This window comes from Neorhizobium sp. AL 9.2.2, from assembly GCF_013317225.1.
Taxonomy (GTDB): domain Bacteria; phylum Pseudomonadota; class Alphaproteobacteria; order Rhizobiales; family Rhizobiaceae; genus Neorhizobium; species Neorhizobium soli.
Genome location: NZ_JAALXU010000008.1, coordinates 82,491 through 100,837 on the forward strand (window position 1 = coordinate 82,491; position 18,347 = coordinate 100,837).

The 18,347-nt window shown below is 61.4% G+C and carries 13 protein-coding genes; 5 read left to right on the top strand and 8 right to left on the bottom strand.

Annotated features, from left to right (window positions below; all coding sequences use genetic code 11):
- Nucleotides 1–109 precede the first annotated feature (109 nt).
- From G6K99_RS17330 to G6K99_RS17345, 4 genes are all read right to left on the bottom strand, one after another.
- Nucleotides 110–1,378 carry an FtsX-like permease family protein gene (locus G6K99_RS17330; protein ID WP_174197296.1) on the bottom strand — a complete coding sequence of 423 codons (1,269 nt, stop codon included), beginning with the start codon at nucleotides 1,376–1,378 and terminating at the stop codon, nucleotides 110–112.
- Nucleotides 1,375–2,064 carry an ABC transporter ATP-binding protein gene (locus tag G6K99_RS17335; protein WP_174197297.1) on the bottom strand — a complete coding sequence of 230 codons (690 nt, stop codon included), beginning with the start codon at nucleotides 2,062–2,064 and terminating at the stop codon, nucleotides 1,375–1,377. Before G6K99_RS17335 ends, G6K99_RS17330 begins: the two co-directional genes overlap by 4 nt.
- A gap of 4 nt (nucleotides 2,065–2,068) precedes the next feature.
- Complete coding sequence (locus G6K99_RS17340; protein WP_244631514.1) at nucleotides 2,069–2,539, bottom strand: hypothetical protein; 471 nt, start codon at nucleotides 2,537–2,539, stop codon at nucleotides 2,069–2,071.
- Between the two features lie 141 nt (nucleotides 2,540–2,680).
- Nucleotides 2,681–4,444 carry an alkaline phosphatase gene (locus tag G6K99_RS17345; RefSeq protein ID WP_174197298.1) on the bottom strand — a complete coding sequence of 588 codons (1,764 nt, stop codon included), beginning with the start codon at nucleotides 4,442–4,444 and terminating at the stop codon, nucleotides 2,681–2,683.
- Nucleotides 4,445–4,532: 88 nt separating this feature from the next.
- Here G6K99_RS17345 and G6K99_RS17350 point away from each other — a divergent pair, with 88 nt between their 5' ends.
- The 3 genes from G6K99_RS17350 (at nucleotide 4,533) to G6K99_RS17360 (ending at nucleotide 6,891) form a co-directional block, all read left to right on the top strand.
- A complete protein-coding gene (locus G6K99_RS17350) occupies nucleotides 4,533–4,727 on the top strand; it encodes a hypothetical protein (protein ID WP_156461724.1) in 195 nt (64 codons plus the stop codon).
- A 114-nt stretch (nucleotides 4,728–4,841) separates the two neighbouring features.
- Nucleotides 4,842–5,876 (top strand): aspartate-semialdehyde dehydrogenase, encoded by a 1,035-nt coding sequence (locus G6K99_RS17355; RefSeq protein WP_062577062.1) that lies wholly within the window; start codon nucleotides 4,842–4,844, stop codon nucleotides 5,874–5,876.
- 202 nt (nucleotides 5,877–6,078) lie between these two features.
- Nucleotides 6,079–6,891 (top strand): lytic transglycosylase domain-containing protein, encoded by an 813-nt coding sequence (locus G6K99_RS17360; protein ID WP_062462825.1) that lies wholly within the window; start codon nucleotides 6,079–6,081, stop codon nucleotides 6,889–6,891.
- A 21-nt stretch (nucleotides 6,892–6,912) separates the two neighbouring features.
- Here the strand turns inward: G6K99_RS17360 and G6K99_RS17365 are convergent, their stop codons facing one another.
- Together G6K99_RS17365 and pdxY are read right to left on the bottom strand one after the other, a co-directional pair.
- Nucleotides 6,913–7,587, bottom strand: coding sequence for a carbonic anhydrase (locus G6K99_RS17365; protein ID WP_113109984.1), 675 nt, complete (start codon nucleotides 7,585–7,587; stop codon nucleotides 6,913–6,915).
- A 68-nt stretch (nucleotides 7,588–7,655) separates the two neighbouring features.
- Nucleotides 7,656–8,528, bottom strand: coding sequence for a pyridoxal kinase PdxY (gene pdxY / locus G6K99_RS17370; RefSeq protein ID WP_174197299.1), 873 nt, complete (start codon nucleotides 8,526–8,528; stop codon nucleotides 7,656–7,658).
- 176 nt (nucleotides 8,529–8,704) lie between these two features.
- On the opposite strand from pdxY, the gene G6K99_RS17375 reads away from it, so the two are divergent.
- Together G6K99_RS17375 and G6K99_RS17380 are read left to right on the top strand one after the other, a co-directional pair.
- On the top strand, nucleotides 8,705–13,468 hold the full coding sequence (locus G6K99_RS17375) for an NAD-glutamate dehydrogenase (protein ID WP_174197300.1): 4,764 nt from the start codon (nucleotides 8,705–8,707) through the stop codon (nucleotides 13,466–13,468).
- Between the two features lie 25 nt (nucleotides 13,469–13,493).
- Nucleotides 13,494–14,882, top strand: coding sequence for an MFS transporter (locus G6K99_RS17380; protein ID WP_174197301.1), 1,389 nt, complete (start codon nucleotides 13,494–13,496; stop codon nucleotides 14,880–14,882).
- 17 nt (nucleotides 14,883–14,899) lie between these two features.
- On the opposite strand, the gene purH is transcribed toward G6K99_RS17380, so the two are convergent.
- Entirely contained in the window at nucleotides 14,900–16,516 is a 1,617-nt protein-coding gene (purH, locus tag G6K99_RS17385; RefSeq protein ID WP_174197302.1) for a bifunctional phosphoribosylaminoimidazolecarboxamide formyltransferase/IMP cyclohydrolase, read from the bottom strand.
- A gap of 96 nt (nucleotides 16,517–16,612) precedes the next feature.
- Nucleotides 16,613–18,286, bottom strand: a complete 1,674-nt coding sequence (locus G6K99_RS17390; RefSeq protein ID WP_174197344.1) for a heparinase II/III family protein — start codon at nucleotides 18,284–18,286, stop codon at nucleotides 16,613–16,615.
- Nucleotides 18,287–18,347: the final 61 nt, after the last annotated feature.

The following is an 18,347-nucleotide window of genomic DNA, read 5'->3' on the forward strand; positions in this document are numbered from 1 at the left end:
CCTCGGCCAGACAGGTTAGCGCAATCGTTGCAGAGTGACAGAATTTGGCACGCCGGATGAGACATGCTTTCGGCTTATGACTTTCGTCTAATGACGTAGCCCGGATTGGTCAGGAGCGAAGCGCCTGGGCGGGCGACTGCCGATAGGCAAGAAGTGCCGGCACGGCCGAAAGGACCGCTGCAAAGCCCAGCAGAAAAAGTGCCAGACGTACGTCGTCTCTCGTGAACCCGACCGGCAGGATGACCCCGCTTTTCGCGGTAAACAGATGGGCGCCGAACTGCGCTGCCAGTAGCCCGCAGACGAAGCCGAGCCCGATGCCGAGCGCAACCAGGAGAAGCAGCTCCAGCCACACGATGAGGAACACGGCGCCGCGTGGTGCCCCGAACGCGCGCAGCGCGCCGATCTGCCGGCGCCTCTGCCCCACATGGATCACCGTCACCAGCACCAGTGCCGCCGCGACAAGAGCCTGCGATCCCGCAGCGACCGCACTCAACACCATTTTCGCATCGCCAAGCGTCGCATAAAGGCCGGTCAGCACCTCGCCGGGAAAGACCGCCACCGTGCCATTGCCGCGATAGGCCTGACGCAGGCGATAGGCATCGGCAATCGACTTCGGTTTGACCAGAATCGCTGGAAGGCCGGGGGTATCAGCCCCGAAATCCTCGACGAGCGGCGCATCCGGATCGATGCCGCCGTGATGATGGTCTTCGTCATGGGTGGTAGAGGCGACAGCTGCCGCAGGCTCCGTGCTTGCGTCCTCGTGCTCATGCTCAGCGCCTAAACCATGAACGTGCCATACGGCCTGGATCGGCACGAGAATGGCGCGGTCCCATGGCGTGCCGGTCGGTTTGAGCTTGCCGACGACCTTGTATGCGATCTCCGTATGGGTTGGACCACCGGTTTCGGCTGTTCCATGCATCGGCTTGACGACGGCGCCGACCGTAAGAGTGACTGAAGCGCCGAGAACCGCTTCGCCTTCCGCGGCAAACATGCGTCCCTCGCCAAAGCCCGGCGTCGTGTTGGTCACAAGCGTCGTCGTCGTTCCCACGATCGGATAGCCGGCAAAGGAATCGCCGAAACCGACGGGAGCTGCCCAGGCGACACGCGGATCGGCGGCAAGTTTCGAAAGTAGCTCTCCATCGACCAGCGGCAGCGGCGCGGGCTGGAGAAAGATCGAGGAGAGGATCAGCTGCGTTTCGCTGCCGGAGGCGCCGATCACGAGATCGAACTTGTCGGCGGCGCGGGCACTGCCGAGACGCAGCGACCGTTCCTGCAGGGTCACGGCAACCCCGAGCGCCGTCGCTAAGGCAACCAGAAGCACCACGACGGCGCAGCCCAGCCAGAGACGCCGCAGGTCGGCGACAATAAAACGGATCATACTGGCACCTTCGCGACAACATCATCGCCGACGATGCACCCGCCCCTGAGCACGATGCGCCGGTCGAGGCGTTCGATCATGCGTTGGTCGTGCGTCGCCACAACGAGCGTGCTGCCGGCACCGGCCGCGACTGACAAAAGCAGATCCCCCACCGCCTCCCCGTTTTCGAGGTCTAGGCTTGCCGTCGGCTCATCGGCGATGATGATACCCGGCTTGCGCAGCAACGCCCGGGCGATCGCCACCCGCTGCATCTCGCCACGCGACATGGTCTCGACAGGCTGGCCTGGACGCTTCAACCCCACGGTCTCGATCAGCTCCTGTGCTCTTTTCACCAGAACCGGGGTCGAGACCCGCGAAAGCCTTGCCGGCAGGAGCACGTTATCCAGCGCTGACAGACCCGCAAACAGATGGAAATCCTGCATCACCAGGCCGACATTCTCGGCCCGCCAGCGGTCTCTCCGGCCTTCCGATAGCCTAGCAATATCCTGCCCGCCCCAGATGACCTCGCCGGTGCGAACACGCTCGAGACCTGCGATAATATTGAGAAGCGTGCTCTTGCCGGATCCCGACCCGCCCGTCAGCGCAACGCGGCTGCCGGCGGCGATGTCGAGGCTCGCGATGGAAAGAACCGGTGTCGCCAGACCGGGAAACGAGACGGCGAGAGATTGCACCTTCAGAGGCATCATGTCTTCAGACCGTACCGTATTCCGCCTGTCGGATCCGCAGCAGGCTGACGAAGCCGGTGTCCGGATCGGTCCACGAGCCCATCTCGAGCGTGCCGCGCACCTCGATCGTCTGGCTTGGCTGGGTGAATGTCTGCTTCTCATCGAGATAGACAACGACGATATTGTCCGGCCAGTCCGCATCGGTGGAGCAGAACGGGCAGATCGACATCGGCACTTCGGTCAGAACGAAGAACGAGGCTTCCGCCTTCAGCGGTGGCGCCATGAAACCGCGCATGGCGATCTCCCGACCGTTCAGCCGCTTAACCTTGTCGGAAAATTCCAGACCGAGAACGCTGACCTTGCCATAGAGTTCGTCGAAGGAAAGCCCATTTTCTGCGCGGGCGGTTGCGCCTGATATCAGCAGCGGCAGGCCGGCAATGATGCCAAGCGAGGTCTTGAGCATCTGGCGACGGTCGACCATCTCGAGCGCTCCCATGATCGCTCTCCCTTGTCGAGCGCCGTCATCATCCTGCAGCTGAGGCATATCTTCAAGTCCCGCGATATCTGAAGTAGATAGGGGCACGCCTCAGGACATGCCCCCTCTTTAACCATGGTCGTTCAGACCCAGTCGGTCTGATCAGTTGGTCTGCTTGGCGCCCAGCGCGAAAGTCTCCGCGAGAACCTTGTAGACGTCGCTCTGCTCCATGTAGCCGCGGAAGCCTTCCGAACCTGGGCCGGCAGCCTGAAGCACGACATCGTCAACCGCATGGACGCCACTGTCGGCGCTTTTCGGAATGATGCCGGTCACGAGAACAGCGCCCGGGATATCCTTGTAGGCTTCGTTGGCGACATATTCCTTCTTTTCGTTCTGGATGGCGGGAACGAAGGGATTGTCGAGCTTCGGACGGAATGTCTCGTAATGATCAGGGCCGTTATTGGCGTTCAGGAACAGGCGCTTGGTAACATCGACCTTGTCAGGATAACCGTCCTTGTTCTCGTCCATATAGTTCGGGAAGCCTGCCTCGGCATAGGTCCCGACCTTTTCGCGCATGTCGTCGCCCGGCTTTTCATCGTTGACCGTACCGATGATCGAAACACCGTGGGTATGATCGCCGGTGACGATGATCAGCGTGTCGGGGTTCTTGTCGGCAAATTCGCGGGCTGCGGCGATTGCCTTGTCGAATTCGATCGTATCGACGACGGCGCGGTCCCAGTCCAGCGGATGGGACATCTTGTCGATGTTGGCAGCTTCGACCATCAGGAAGAAGCCGTCCGGGTTCTTCGACAGCGTGTCGAGCGCGACCTTGGTCATGTCGACGAGGCCCGGCTGATCCGGGAACTTCGCCGTCGTGCCCTTTTTCAGGAATTCGCGGTCAAGCGTCGTGTCCATGTTGCCGGTGTGGAACAGGCCGAGGATCTTGCCGGTATTGGTGCCGGATGCCGTTGCCAGTTCAGCCTTGCTGGTCGCAAGCATGTAGCCGGCGTCCTTGAACAGGGCGATATAGTCCTTGTCGTCCTTGCGCTTGGATCCAGGCGTCGCCTGGGGCAGGAAGTAGGCGGAACCGCCGCCGAGCAGGACGTCCGGCTTGACGTCGAACAGCATGCCGTTGATTTCCGCCTTGTCGCCGCGCTTGCGGGTATGGGCGACGACGGCTGCGGGTGTTGCGTCCTGAACTTCTGCGGTCGTGACGATGCCGATCGACTTCTTCGTCTGGCGGCGGACCGCCTCCGCGTATGTTTCAACCTTCGGATCGTCCATCGAGTCAGGCGTGCGGTCGGCATAGACGCCGATTGCGTTCACGGCTGTCTTGTGGCCGGTCATATAGGCCGACATCGTGTTGGCGCTGTCGGTGGCGACAGCGTCCGTCGCGGACGTCCCGATAAAGGCTGCCGGCGGGATGTCGTCCATGGCGAGACGACCGTTCGCTTTGCCCTCGGTCATGCCCTTGGCCATGATGCGGGCAGCGGTGCGATGCGCCACGGAAAGACCGTCACCGATCAGGAAGATCACGTTCTTGGCCTTTGGCTGCGCCGCGGTGCCATAAACGTTCCAGGTCACGCTCTTGGTTTCCGGACCAGCAGAGACTTCAACCTTGTATTCGCCGGCATTCGCGATCGTCAGTGCGCGCAGCACGACGGCGGAACCGAGGACCTTGTCCTTGTTCTTCTCTTCTGCAACGAACTCGACATCCTTGCCGAACACAGACTTGTAGTCCTTGCCGTTGACGGTGATCTTAACGTCCTCAGGCTTCACGACCGAGCTGAACTCGACCTTGAAATCGAATGGAGAGCCGGTCAGGATCGTCGCCCGATCAAGCGGAAAGACGTTCGCGGCGTGGGCGGCTTGCATGCCGCCGGAAAGAATTGTGGTGGCTGCAAAGGCAGCAAGAAGCATACGCATGGAAAACCCCCGTCGTTGCGTCGCATAGAGGTTCGGGGATAGCCCCATGCGATGACAGTGCAATGACAGAAACGTGATAACGGCGCCGATGTCCGATCGCATCAACCTTGACTCTGTGGCAAAATCTTTTATGAGCAGCGTTGGAAAAGGAGTGTCCATGCTTCGCCGCGACTTTCGCTTTGCTGCGTGCTATGACCTGGCAGTATCTGCCGGGCGGCTGGATGTTGCCCTTTCGGTTTCCGACAAAACCACGGCCAAAACGACGACGAAAATTATCGTCTGACGTCTCTGGCCACCGCTCTCTCCCCGGTACGGCCGGGGACAAGGAACACCGCGTCGCGCACGACACGGGCTTCCCCCTCAGAAAACCGAGGAGAGACAGAAAGAGAGCAAAGAAATGGGTTTCAAGATCGCAGTCGCCGGAGCAACCGGCAATGTCGGCAGGGAAATGCTGAACATTCTGGCCGAACGTGGTTTTCCGGCTGATGAAGTCGTCGCACTCGCCTCCGCCCGCAGCCAGGGCACGGAAGTCTCCTTCGGTGACAAGACGCTCAAGGTGTCCAACCTCGAGAACTACGATTTCTCCGATACCGACATCTGCCTGATGTCAGCCGGCGGCGATGCCTCCAAGAAGTGGTCGCCGAAGATCGGTGCGCAGGGCTGCGTCGTCATCGACAACTCGTCCGCCTGGCGCTACGATTCGGAAGTGCCGCTGATCGTTCCGGAAGTGAACCCCGATGCCATCGTCGGTTTCTCCAAGAAGAACATTATTGCCAATCCGAACTGCTCGACGGCCCAGCTCGTCGTCGCGCTGAAGCCGCTTCACGACTTTGCCAAGATCAAGCGCGTCGTCGTTTCCACCTACCAGTCGGTGTCCGGTGCCGGCAAGGAAGGCATGGACGAACTCTTCACCCAGACGCGCGCCGTGTTCGTGGCCGATCCGGTCGAATCGAAGAAGTTCACCAAGCGTATTGCCTTCAACGTCATCCCGCATATCGATAGCTTCATGGAAGACGGCTACACGAAGGAAGAGTGGAAGGTTCTGGCCGAGACCAAGAAGATGCTCGACCCGAAGATCCGTGTCACCTGCACGGCCGTTCGCGTTCCGGTCTTCATCGGCCACTCCGAATCCGTCAACATCGAGTTCGAAAACGAGATCACGGCCGATCAGGCCCGCGATATCCTGCGCGAAGCGCCGGGTTGCCTCGTGATCGACAAGCACGAAGACGGTGGCTACATCACGCCTCTCGAATGCGCCGGTGAAGATGCGACCTACATTTCGCGTATCCGCGAAGACGCAACCGTCGAAAACGGACTCAACATCTGGGTCGTCTCCGACAACCTGCGCAAGGGTGCCGCGCTGAACGCGATCCAGATCGCCGAACTTCTGGTCAATCGCGGTCTCATCAAGCCACGCAAGGTTGCTGCTTGATAAGTAACGTACTTTATTAAGCAAATCCGCTTAGAAAGCCCCGTCAGAAATGACGGGGTTTTTTCGATTCGTCTCTCTTCACGAACTATTCATGGGAAGATGAATTGCGATTATCCGCCACTGGGGTCATAAGGCCGAATATAGCGCAATTCTTCCGGAAGCTTTCGGCCAAGCAATCCGGACTTTCGACGGGTTTGACCGCATGATGAAGACTATTCTGGCAGGATTGATCGCAGCAGCAACGCTTGCAACCGCAGCCCCGGCCTTTGCCGCCGCCTGCGGCAATGATGGAGCCGGTTTCGACCGCTGGGTCGCCGATTTCAAGCAGCAGGCACCGTCCAAGGGTATCAGCCCTGCAGTTCTCGACCGCGCCTTTGCCAACGTCGTCTACAACCGCCCGACCATTCGCGCCGACCGCGGCCAGAAAAGCTTCAAGCTTTCCTTCGACGAGTTCATGAAGAAGCGCGGTGGCGCAACGATCATCTCGCGCGGCAAGTCCATGAAGAAATCCAACGCAGCGCTGTTTGCGTCGATCGAGCGCCGCTACGGCGTTCCGGCCGGTCCGATCCTGGCGATCTGGGGCATGGAAACCGGTTTCGGCAATTACATGGGCGACCAGCATACGCTGTCAGCCGTCGCAACGCTTTCCTATGACTGCCGCCGTTCGGCATACTTTACCGAACAGCTTTACGCTGCCCTGCAGCTCGTTGCCCGCGGTGATCTCAGCACCACTGCAAAGGGTGCAGCGCATGGCGAAATCGGCCAGACCCAGTTCCTGCCGCTCAACGTCATCCGCTACGGCGCCGATGGCGACGGTGACGGCCATATCGACATGGTCCGTTCGCGCGCCGATGCCCTGGCATCGACCGCCAACTTCCTCAAGGGTCATGGCTGGCGTACAGGCGCCGGTTACCAGCAGGGCGAGCCGAATTTCGTCGCCATCCAAGGCTGGAACGCGGCAACCGTCTACCAGCAGGCGATCGCATACATGGGCGCCCAGATCGACGGCGGCTGAGCCGTTACACGGTTGAAATGATCAGGCCGGGCTCTGCTCGGCCTCGATCGCGGGTACACTGATGTCTGGCCGGGTGAAATCGCCCTTCTCGTTCATCACCCACAACTCGCCGGTCGAGATATCGAACCAGGCGCCGTGAATGTCGAGTTCTCCCTTTTCCGTGAGATCGCGGACGAAGGGGAAGGTCTGCAGATTGGCGATCGAATTGCGGATCGACACCCGTTCGAGCGCTGTCTGACGCTCGCTCTGGGTCATCAGGTCGTTGCTCTGGATCTGCGTGGCCGCAGGCCTGACCAAACCCATCCACTTGCCGATGAAATCCCCCTCCGACAGCGGCTTCATGGAAGCGTCGAGCGCTGCCTGGATACCGCCGCAGCGGCCGTGGCCCATGACAACGATATTGCGGATCTCGAGCACCTGCACCGCGTATTCAACCGCAGCCGATGTCCCGTGAAACTGGCTGTCGGGCTCGTAGCGCGGTACCATGTTGGCGACGTTGCGGACCACGAAGAGTTCTCCCGGACCGCAGTCGAAGATCGTCTCGGGCGCCGCGCGACTGTCGCAACAGGCAACCAGGAGCGTATGCGGCTTCTGGCCGGTATCGGCGAGCGCGCGGTAGCGCTCCCGCTCGTCGCTGTAGCGACCACTCATGAAGTTACGGTAGCCCGAAAGCAGTTTTTCTGGAAATTCGCTCATGGCTCACGATTATCGTGCAGCCAGACGAGAATCAACGGCCATTGTGTGGATGGGCATGCTCTTTGAGCTTACGGCTTGCGCCTCTTAAGGGGATGCACGAGCCGGCGCATCTGGACCATCGCCATCGGCGTCGAGAGGCTGGCGGCATCCATTTCCAGCGTCAGCTCGTTGGCCCCGCGCTTTACCGAACGCGCCAGCACTTCGAACACGCTGGCAGTCGTTGTCTGCAGGGCTTTCTCTTCATCCATGCCGGACATGACGCGGGCGAGAAAAACCGCTGAGAGCAGGTCTCCGAGCCCGTTCGGGGCGTGGTCGATCAGCCTGTGTTCAGCCAGCAGCGCATGATTGCCGGTGAGATAGAGATTGCCTGTACTGCCTGTCATCATCGGCACCGCCGAGGTCACCAGCATCCGCGGCGGCCCAAGCGCGATCGCTGCCTCCATGATTGCATTGTTGTCATCGAGCGGTGCACCCGAGAGCCAGGCAAGCTCGTATCGGTTCGGCGTGGCGATGGTGGCAAGCGGCAGAAGCTCGTCGCGGATCGCTTCGGCTGTCGGCTGCGGGATATAGAGCCCGCCGAGATCGCCCATCACGGGATCGCAGACGTAGATAAGGTCCGGGTTGTTTTTCCGCAGCGCCTCGATCAGTCGTGCCACGGCGCGCGGCTGCGCGGCATTTCCGAAATACCCGGTCAGCACCGCCTTCACTTCGCCGAGCCATGGCGCCCGGATGAGATCGTCTATAGCCTTGTCGAAATCCGATTCGGGAAACGTCAGGCGCGTCGAAGGACCGTGCCCGGGATGCCAGGGCAGAACGACGGTCGGCATGGCCCAGACGGGATATCCCAGGGTCTCGAGCGCGAAGACGGCGGCCCGGTTACCGACCGAGCCACGGATCACATGGCTGGAAATGACGATGACCGCGCCTGAATTACCCTGCATGATGCTTGCTTTCGACGTTATCGAACCGTTGATCGGATCTCTGTGTCGGCATGTCAACAAGACGTGACACGCCTATGACAAATTCCAGCCGCAAGCACCGGTGAGACACCGCGGCAAAGCATAATGACATTGGCTGCGTTTTATCGCACGTTGAGAAAAAATTTAGGGAGAGACAGATGGCAGGCCGGCAAAACCCGAAGCGGGACAAGCAGATCGAGAAGGCGGGCAGGATTGCGGCCGCTTCCGGCATGGAGGACCATCTCGATCCCTTCCTGATCTTCAGCCGCGCCAGCAGTGACGATCTCGAAAACTACACGCCAGAAATGCTTGCCCTGTGCGCGGGACATGCCGCAAGACGGCTGAAAGCCTGGACGCGAATCAAGGCCGACATCACAATCGAAACCCTTGATGGTGTCGAGCCCGATGGAATGCCGGTTTCGATCATTACGGTGATTGATCGCAACATGCCGTTTCTGTTCGATTCGGTCATGGGTGAAGTGACGACGGCCTATCGCGACCTCACGATGGCCGTCCATCCGATCCTGGTCATCGAACCGGGCAAGCAGCCGACGCTTCACTCGAGCGAGCGACCCGGCGACCCGGCCCATCATGTCAGCCTGATCCAGATCCATGTGCCCCAGCTCAACGACGAGCAAGCCGAAGGGCTGGTCGAGCGAATCCGCTTTGTTCTTAACCAGGTGCACCAGGCCATCACCGGCTGGTCCGCGATGCTCGGCGTTCTCAAAGACGCCCAGGCCCAACTCGTCAACGCTAAAAAAGGCAAGAAGGCCGATGCCGACGAGGCGTATGCTTTTCTCGACTGGCTCAGGAACGACAATTTCACCTTCCTCGGCATGCGCGAATACACCTATTCGGGCAAGGGCGCCGATGCCAAGGTGGAGCGCGGCAAGGGCAGGGGCCTCGGCATTCTGTCCGATCCGGATGTGCTCGTGCTGCGACAGGGCAAGGATCAGGTCACGACCACGCCCGAGATCCTCGAATTTCTCGACGGCCCGGATTTCCTTATCGTCGCCAAGGCCAACGTCAAATCCGTCGTGCACCGTCGCGCCTATATGGATTACGTCGGGGTGAAGCGCTTCGACGAAAAGGGCAATGTGGTCGGCGAACTGCGCATCGTCGGCCTTTTCACCTCCACGGCCTATACCCAGTCCGTCCGCGACGTGCCGCTGCTGCGCGCAAAGATCGCCCGCATCGAGAAGAATTTCGGGTTCGATCCGGAAAGCCATTCGGGCCGCATGCTCGAAAACACGCTGGAATCCTACCCGCGCGACGACCTTTTTCAGATCGATCTCGATGTTCTCTCGAGCTTCTGCGAACAGATCATGGAGCTGAGCGAGCGGCCGCGCGTGCGCGTACTGCCGCGTATCGACCATTTCGACCGTTTCGTTTCTGTCATCGTCTATGTGCCGCGCGAGGATTATAACTCGATCGTCCGCGAAAAGGTCGGCGCATATCTCTGCGAAATCTTCGACGGCCACGTTTCGGCCTATTACCCGGCCTTTCCGGAAGCCCGCGTTGCCCGCGTCCACATGATTATCGGCCGCAGCGGCGGCAAGACGCCGCGCGTCGCGCAGGCAAAGCTTGAGGAGGCCGTGCGCCTTATCGCGACGCCGTGGGAAGACAGGTTCGCATTGCTTGCGGAAGACGGCCCCCGCCTTTCCGTCACCCGCGCCTTCCAGGAAGCATTTTCGCCGGAAGAGACCTTTGCCGACCTGCCCGATATTGCCGCCTGCGCTGCCGGCGAGACCATCCGCATCGACTTCTACCGGCGCCCCGGTGACGATGCCAATACCGTTTCGCTAAAGATCTTCCACCGCGACCAGCATCTTTCCCTGTCGCGCCGCGTGCCGCTTCTCGAAAATCTCGGCTTTCACGTGGTCAGCGAGCAGACATTCGAGATCCACGCCGGCCCGCAAGCGGACCTCATCGTCCTGCACGACATGGAACTGCAGCTCGACGGTGCCCGTGAGATCGATCTCGCCCGCGAGGGACAGCGGCTCGAAGACGCATTCCTCAGGGCGTTCGAGGGACTGATCGACAATGACGGCTTCAACCGCCTTGTTCTGCTCGCCGGACTTTCCGCCCGCGAAGTGACCGTGCTGCGCGCCTATGCGCGCTATCTGCGCCAAGCCGGCATCGTCTACTCGCAGACCTACATCGCCGATACGCTCAACAAGTACCCGGAAATTTCCGCCGCCGTCTTCCGCCTGTTCCGCGACGGGTTCGATCCGAAGATTGCCGAAAAGACCCGCATCAAGAAGCTGACCGAGCTGCACGAGACGATCGAGGAAGCGCTCGGCAACGTCCCGAACCTCGACGAAGACCGGACGCTGCGCCGGTTCGTCAACGCGATCGACGCAACGCTTCGCACCAATTACTTCCAGGTGGACGAGAACGGCGGCGCAAAGCCGATGCTGGCGTTCAAGCTCGATCCTGATTTACTCGACGGCCTGCCGGAGCCGCGCCCGTTCCGCGAGATCTTCGTCTACGGCACCGAAGTCGAAGGTGTTCACCTGCGCTTCGGCAAGGTCGCTAGAGGCGGCATCCGCTGGTCGGACCGCGGCGAGGATTATCGCACCGAGGTACTGGGCCTTGTGAAGGCACAGCAAGTCAAGAACGCCGTCATCGTTCCCGTCGGCGCAAAGGGCGGCTTCTTCCCGAAAATGCTTCCCCCCGCCGCCTCGCGCGACGCGTTCTTCAACGCCGGCAAGGAAGCTTACAAGACCTATATCCGCACGCTTCTGTCCGTCACCGACAACATCATCGAAGGAGAGGTGGTCCCGCCCGAAAACACGCTGCGCATCGATGAGGACGATCCTTACTTTGTCGTCGCCGCCGACAAGGGCACAGCAACCTTCTCCGACACCGCGAACGGTCTGGCGCAGGAAGCCGGCTTCTGGCTGGATGATGCCTTCGCATCGGGCGGCTCGGCCGGCTACGACCACAAGAAGATGGGCATTACCGCCCGCGGCGCGTGGGAAGCGGTCAAGCGGCATTTCCGCGAAAAGGACATCGACATCCAGACGACGCCGTTCTCCGTCGCCGGTGTCGGCGACATGTCGGGCGACGTCTTCGGCAACGGCATGCTTCTGTCGGAAAAGATCCGCCTGATCGCCGCCTTCGACCACCGCGACATCTTTATCGATCCGGATCCGGATATCGAGAAATCCTTTGCCGAGCGCAGTCGCATGTTCGCGCTTGCCCGCTCCAGCTGGCAGGATTACGACCGCTCGACGCTGTCTGAAGGTGCAATGATCATTTCGCGCACGGAAAAATCCGTCAAGCTGACCAAGCAGGCGGCAGCGGCGATCGGTATCGACAAGATGACGGCCTCGCCCTTCGAGATCCTGACGGCGATCCTGAAAAGCAAGGTGGACCTTCTCTGGTTCGGCGGCATCGGCACCTATATCAAGGCCGCGTCCGAAACCGATACCGAAGTGGGCGACCGCGCCAATGATCCGATCCGCATCACGGCCGGCGAAGTCGGTGCCAGCGTCATCGGCGAGGGCGCCAATCTCGGCGTTACCCAGAAGGGCCGCATCGCCTATTCGCTGGCCGGCGGGCGCTGCAATTCCGACGCGATCGACAATTCCGCAGGCGTCAATTCGTCCGACGTCGAGGTCAATATCAAGATCGCGCTCAATCCGGCCATGCAGGACGGCAGGCTGACCCGCGCCAAGCGCAATACGCTGCTCGCCTCTATGACGGAAGACGTGGGGCATCTCGTCTTGCGCAACAACTACCTTCAGCCACTGGCGATTTCTCTCGTCGAGCGCAAGGGTGCCGCCAATCGCGAGCAGCTCGCCCGCCTGATGTCGGTCCTCGAAAGCGAAGGGCGGCTGAACCGCAAGGTCGAGACTCTGCCCGACGATGTCGAACTTGCCGAGCGCTACGCCAGCGGCCGACCGCTGACACGACCCGAGATCGGCGTGCTCGTCTCCTACTCGAAGATCGTTCTGTTCGACGCCCTGATCGACAGCACCATCCCAGACGACCCGTATTTCGCATCCGTGCTGAAAGCCTATTTCCCGCCGAAGATGCAGAAGGCCTACGCCGCCGATATTGCCGGCCACCGCCTGCACCGTGAAATCGTTGCGACGGCGCTTGCAAACGAAGCCATCAACCGCGGCGGCCCGGGCTTTATCCACATGATGAGCGACATGACGGGGGCCACCGCGGCAAATGTCGTCAAGGCAATCTTCCTTGTTCGCGACGGCTTCGACCTGGAGAATATCTGGGCCGAAATCGACCAGCTGGATGGCAAGATCTCGGGCAGGGTTCAGAATGATCTCTATGCCCAGGTTACCCGCATCATCGGCATCGGTACCTATCTCGCGCTCCAGACGCAGATCGGCACGACGGAACTGACTGATGCCATCGCCAGGCTCAGGGCCGCCATCAAGGGGCTGCGCGCCACCGTGACCGACGATATCATCGCCGAAACGGGCCCGCTTGCCGCAGAACTGGAGGCCGAAGGGGCGCCGTCCGGTCTCGTGAAAGAGATACGCCTGCTGTCGGCACTCGTCATCGTGCCGGAGATCATGCGGATTGCCGACCGGACCGGCGAAAGCATGGCGCGCGCCATCGAGAGCTATTTCGCCGTCACAGAAACGTTCCGCGTCAACCGGCTGATCGTGGCCGGCGAGCGGATCGGCACAAGCGACCATTACGAAAGCCTGGCATTGTCGCGCAGCCTTCAACAGCTCGCCTCGGCCCGCCGCGACATCGTCATTGCGGTCTTGACCGAGCACCGCAAGGACAAGAAGCCGGTGGAGGCCTGGATCGCTGGCGATCGACTGCGCGTCAACCGCATCGGCGCCGAACTGATGAGCCTCAGCGAAAGCGGCGATCTGACGCTCTCGAAGATTTCCGTCGCCGCCGGCCTGCTGGGAGACCTGGCACACGCACGGTCGACTTGAAGGCAGGGGCTTCGGGGGTAAGAAGATGGCCAATACGGGGATTGACGAGGCGCCGGCTAAAACACGCCGGCGCGGCATCTGGGGCTGGATGCTGTTCGACTGGGCGGCACAGCCATTCTTCACGGTTGTCATCACCTTCATCTTCGGCCCGTATTTCGTCGCGCGCCTGACGCAAGACCCGATCTCCGCCCAGACCACCTGGAGCAACATGGCGACGGCATCCTCCGTCGTCATCGCCATCCTGTCCCCAATTCTAGGCTCGATCGCCGATCAGTCGGGCGCCAGAAAGCCATGGATCGCAAGCTTTGCACTGATCAAGATCGCAAGCCTTGCCCTGCTCTGGCAGGCGGCCCCCGGCTCGCCGCTTACCCTGCCGGTCACCTGCATCATTCTTGCCTCGATCGCGGCCGAATTTTCGATCGTCTTCAACGATTCCATGATGCCGCGTCTGGTGTCCAAGGTCGATATCGGCAGGGTTTCGAATATCGCCTGGGGTCTGGGTTATCTCGGCGGCATGACCGTGCTGATCGCGGTCGTCGCGCTGCTTGCAGCCAATCCGGAAACGGGCCTGACGCTGATTGGCATTCCGCCGCTGTTCGGTCTGGATCCGGCGCTCGGCGAGGACGCCCGCATCACCGGCCCGATCGCGGCGATCTGGTATCTTCTGTTCATCCTGCCGATGTTCTTCTTCACGCCGGATGCCCCGAAAGGCCTGCCTCTCGCAAAGGCCGTCGGCTCCGGCTTCCGTGAACTTGCAGGCACCTTGCGTGAACTCAAGCAACGCCCGGGCATCATCCGTTTCCTGATTGCCCGCATGCTCTACCAGGATGGCGTCAACGGCCTGATCATTCTGGGCGGCACGTTTGCGGCGGGCATGTTCGGCTGGGCGACCATCGAGATCGGCATCTACGGCATCATCCTGAATGTCGTGGCGATTTTCGGCTGTATCGCCGCCGGGGTCCTCGACCGCGTGCTCGGATCAAAGACGGTGGTGGTTACAAGTCTCGTCCTGCTGCTGATCGCAACACTCGGCATCGTTTCCACCAGCCCGGGCGAGGTCTTCTTCGGCCTGATGCCGCTTTCCATGGAGGACTCAGGTGGAATGTTCGGCACCGCGGCGGAAAAGGCCTATATCCTGTTCGGGCTTCTGATCGGTGCCGCCTTCGGCCCGGTCCAGGCCTCGTCGCGGTCATACCTTGCCCGCAGCATCGATGTCTCGGAGGCCGGCCGCTATTTCGGGATCTACGCGCTGTCTGGACGCGCCACGAGCTTTCTCGCGACGCTGTCGTTTTCCATCGTCACCTATGCAACGGGTTCGGCCCATCTTGGCATGGCGACGCTGACAGTCTTTCTCGGCACCGGCCTGATCCTGCTTCTGACCGTGCCCTATCCGGCCGATAGACCGGCCGGATAGAAAGTCTTCAGCCTGGATTAGTGCCGGAAGTGACGCATGCCGGTAAACACCATCGCCACACCATGCTCGTCGGCGGCCGCAATTACTTCCGCATCGCGCATCGAACCGCCGGGCTGGATGACAGCGGTTGCGCCGGCAGCAATCGCCGAAAGCAGACCATCGGCAAACGGGAAGAAGGCTTCCGAAGCGACCGCTGACCCCTTGGTCATCGGCTCGGCCCAGCCCATCGCCTTCGCCGCATCTTCGGCCTTGAGGCCGGCGATGCGGGCGGAATCGATGCGGCTCATCTGGCCGGCGCCAATGCCTGCCGTCTGGCCGTCCTTGGCATAGACGATGGCGTTGGACTTGACGTGCTTTGCCACCTTGTAGGCGAACTTCATGTCTTCAAGCTCGGTCGGCGTCGGTGCGCGCTTGGTCACGACCTTCAGATCGACATCCTCGATGACACCGTTGTCGCGGCTTTGCACCAGAAGGCCGCCGGCAACGGTCTTTGCCGTAATGCCGCGCGAACGCGGGTCCGGCAGACCGCCGGTCACCAGCAGGCGCAGGTTCTTCTTGGAAGCGATGATCGCCTTTGCCTCGTCGGAAACCTCGGGCGCGATGATCACTTCGGTAAACAGCTTGACGATCTCTTCCGCTGTCTCGGCATCGAGCAACTGGTTGAGCGCAATGATGCCGCCGAAGGCAGAGGTGCTGTCGCAGGCAAGCGCCCGCAGATAGGCGTCCCTCAGCGTCGAGCCGGTCGCGACGCCGCAAGGGTTGGCGTGCTTGATGATGGCGCAGGCCGGTCCCTGGTTGGCCGCAAATTCGCCGATCAGCTCGAAAGCGCCGTCGGTATCGTTGATGTTGTTATAGGACAGCTGCTTGCCCTGCAGCAGCACCGCCGTGGCAACGCCGGGGCGGTTCTCGCCGGTCACGTAGAAGCCAGCGCTCTGGTGCGGGTTCTCGCCGTAGCGCATGGCTTCCTTCAGCACGCCGCCGATTGTCCGATAGCTCGGCGTCTCGATCTCGAGCGCTTCGGCGAACCAGTTGGAGATCGCAGTGTCATAGGCTGCGGTGCGGGCATAGGCCTTGGCGGCAAGCTTCTGGCGGAACGCATAGTCCGTTTCGCCGCCATTGGCCTGCAGCGCCTCGATCAGGGCAGGGTAGTCGGAGGGATCGGTGACGATCGTGACATAGGCATGGTTCTTGGCGGACGCACGGATCATCGCCGGGCCGCCGATATCGATATTCTCGACCGTCGTCGGATAGTCGCCGCCTGCCGCGCGCACTTCCTCGAATGGATAGAGATTGATGACCGAAAGATCGATGCTCTCGATGCCGTGTGTCTTCATCGCCGCGACATGCTCCTCATCGTCGCGGATGGCGAGAAGACCGCCATGCACGGTCGGATGCAACGTCTTGACGCGACCGTCCATGATCTCAGGAAAGCCCGTGACTTCGGAGACGTCGGTGACGGCAAGACCCGCGGCGGCGATCGCCTTGTGCGTGCCACCGGTGGACAAGAGCTTCACACCCTGCACGGTCAGCGCTTTGGCGAGCTCGATGATGCCGGCCTTGTCGGACACGGAAAGGAGCGCTGTGCGGATCTTGACGCGGTCGGGCGCTGGGATTTTCTTGGATGCGACGGCCATCGGTCTCTCCTGAAAGAGGGTGCCCAAAAGGGCGAAAAGGGATTGGCCGCCGGTTAGCACAGCTGCCCCTTCAGGGAAACCCTATTCCAACCAGGGCTAATCGGCGCGACGCAGCATCCAGCGGATTTCGGTGACCTCGGGCAGGGTAAATTCGATCGCCAGCTGCTGGCTCGGGCGAGGGCCGGAAACATCCGCAAAGAAGATGTCCTCGTCGATCATGACATCGAGACCCGGAGCCGAAAACAGCCATTTCTCGCCGTCACTCGCCTGCATGACCACGCTTTCCGGGTCGCGCCGCACCAGACGGATGGCCGGGTGAATATGGAAGCGAACCACCGCCACCAGTCTCTCGTCGCTTGCCTCTTCGCCATCAGGCACGAACAGCCGGTCATGGCCCTTGATCTTGTTGCCTGTCGTATTGAGGCCGATCTCGCGGTGGTAGAGATAGCCGAACTCCTTGAGATACCCGTCATGGGTCGCCCGCAGCCAGTCGTTGCCATGCGCATCGTCACGTCGGTCGATCGTGACGTCCGAAACGCCGGGAAGGAGGATGGGGCCGGCAAGCTTCGACTTGGCGATCCGGCTCGACGACGTCTCCGACAGCGTCAGCGTCGAATGCGCCGCCGTCGAGCGCGCCATCTTGCGGTGGCCGCGCCCGGAAAATTTCGGTGAGCCCGAGTTGACGATAAACCTGTTGCGGCCAGACGAGAGCTCGAAGGCGAGGCAACCGGCATGCGCCGTGCGCGAGAATTCCGGCTCCGACCAGCCGGTATCGACGATCAGCGTCGTGTCCTCGGCCGTCAGCCGGTGATAGTTCATATGCGGCAGCGCCTTGAACGGCTTGCCACCGCTTTCGTCGTATCGCAGCACCGACATCAGTTCGCTTGCCGGTGTCGCCGTCGCACCGTTGAACAGCGCCAGATCGCCATCCTGGTGGCGGAAGAAGCGCAGCGCCGGATAGATCCGGTCGATCGTCGGGATCAGCTTTTGAGGCAGATCATGGCCGAGATTGATATAGGTCTGTCGCAGCGGCAGAAGATCGAGCAGCGCATCCAGCATCGAGCGCGGATTGCGCGAGAGATGGCCGCCATCGGCAAGGATCTGGAATTCCAGTTCACGGTCGAGCCGCGCACCTTCGCGACGGATAAAGGCCGCGCGTGTAGGCATGGAAACCGACGCCATGGCGAGCGCGATGCGGATGCGAAGCCGGGTCTCGTCGGCGGGAATGCAGCCGGCGATCTTGCGCAGGTAGCGAACCTGAAACGCCAGGCTCTTCATGAAGCGGCGGTAGAAGCCGGCCTCCGCGCCCTGCAATAGGACGGTCGAGTGGGACAGCCACGCGACCACGCGCTCGGCCACCACGCTCGGTTCCCAGCCGATGCCCCTCTGGCGACGGCCATGCAGCGTGATCCAGTCCGCCACCACGTCACGGGCGTGGTCGCAGGCTTCTTCTGTCTTGTTGGCACGAACATGCCGCAGCCAGGCAAACGAATGCAGCCGCTCGGCAAAGGCCTTGGACGGAAGCTCGACCTGAAACGGCGAATGACCGAAGGTTTCGAGAACGCGCCCGGCCAGCGGATAGCGCCCCTCGAGAATTTCCTCGGCAATGAACGGATCGATCGATCGCAGATCGGTTGGCGCCACGATCAGCCTGTCCGGCACCGGCAGCGGTGTCAGAGCAAGGCGCATGCCGGCGGACCGGCGACACATGCGTCGCCAGATCTCCCGCATGCCGAAGGCAAGAATCCTTCGGCGATCGGCAAGCCGCATCGTCACTTGAGATATTCTCCGCAGGGCCGGATGCTCTCCCCGAGCGCCCGGAATCGATTAT

Coding starts and splice junctions, on each gene's coding strand:
- G6K99_RS17330 (WP_174197296.1), bottom strand. CDS start 1,378: ATGATCCGTTTTATTGTCGCCGACCTGCGGCGTCTCTGGCTGGGCTGC.
- G6K99_RS17335 (WP_174197297.1), bottom strand. CDS start 2,064: ATGATGCCTCTGAAGGTGCAATCTCTCGCCGTCTCGTTTCCCGGTCTG.
- G6K99_RS17340 (WP_244631514.1), bottom strand. CDS start 2,539: ATGGGAGCGCTCGAGATGGTCGACCGTCGCCAGATGCTCAAGACCTCG.
- G6K99_RS17345 (WP_174197298.1), bottom strand. CDS start 4,444: ATGCGTATGCTTCTTGCTGCCTTTGCAGCCACCACAATTCTTTCCGGC.
- G6K99_RS17350 (WP_156461724.1), top strand. CDS start 4,533: ATGTCCGATCGCATCAACCTTGACTCTGTGGCAAAATCTTTTATGAGC.
- G6K99_RS17355 (WP_062577062.1), top strand. CDS start 4,842: ATGGGTTTCAAGATCGCAGTCGCCGGAGCAACCGGCAATGTCGGCAGG.
- G6K99_RS17360 (WP_062462825.1), top strand. CDS start 6,079: ATGATGAAGACTATTCTGGCAGGATTGATCGCAGCAGCAACGCTTGCA.
- G6K99_RS17365 (WP_113109984.1), bottom strand. CDS start 7,587: ATGAGCGAATTTCCAGAAAAACTGCTTTCGGGCTACCGTAACTTCATG.
- pdxY (WP_174197299.1), bottom strand. CDS start 8,528: ATGCAGGGTAATTCAGGCGCGGTCATCGTCATTTCCAGCCATGTGATC.
- G6K99_RS17375 (WP_174197300.1), top strand. CDS start 8,705: ATGGCAGGCCGGCAAAACCCGAAGCGGGACAAGCAGATCGAGAAGGCG.
- G6K99_RS17380 (WP_174197301.1), top strand. CDS start 13,494: ATGGCCAATACGGGGATTGACGAGGCGCCGGCTAAAACACGCCGGCGC.
- purH (WP_174197302.1), bottom strand. CDS start 16,516: ATGGCCGTCGCATCCAAGAAAATCCCAGCGCCCGACCGCGTCAAGATC.
- G6K99_RS17390 (WP_174197344.1), bottom strand. CDS start 18,286: ATGCGGCTTGCCGATCGCCGAAGGATTCTTGCCTTCGGCATGCGGGAG.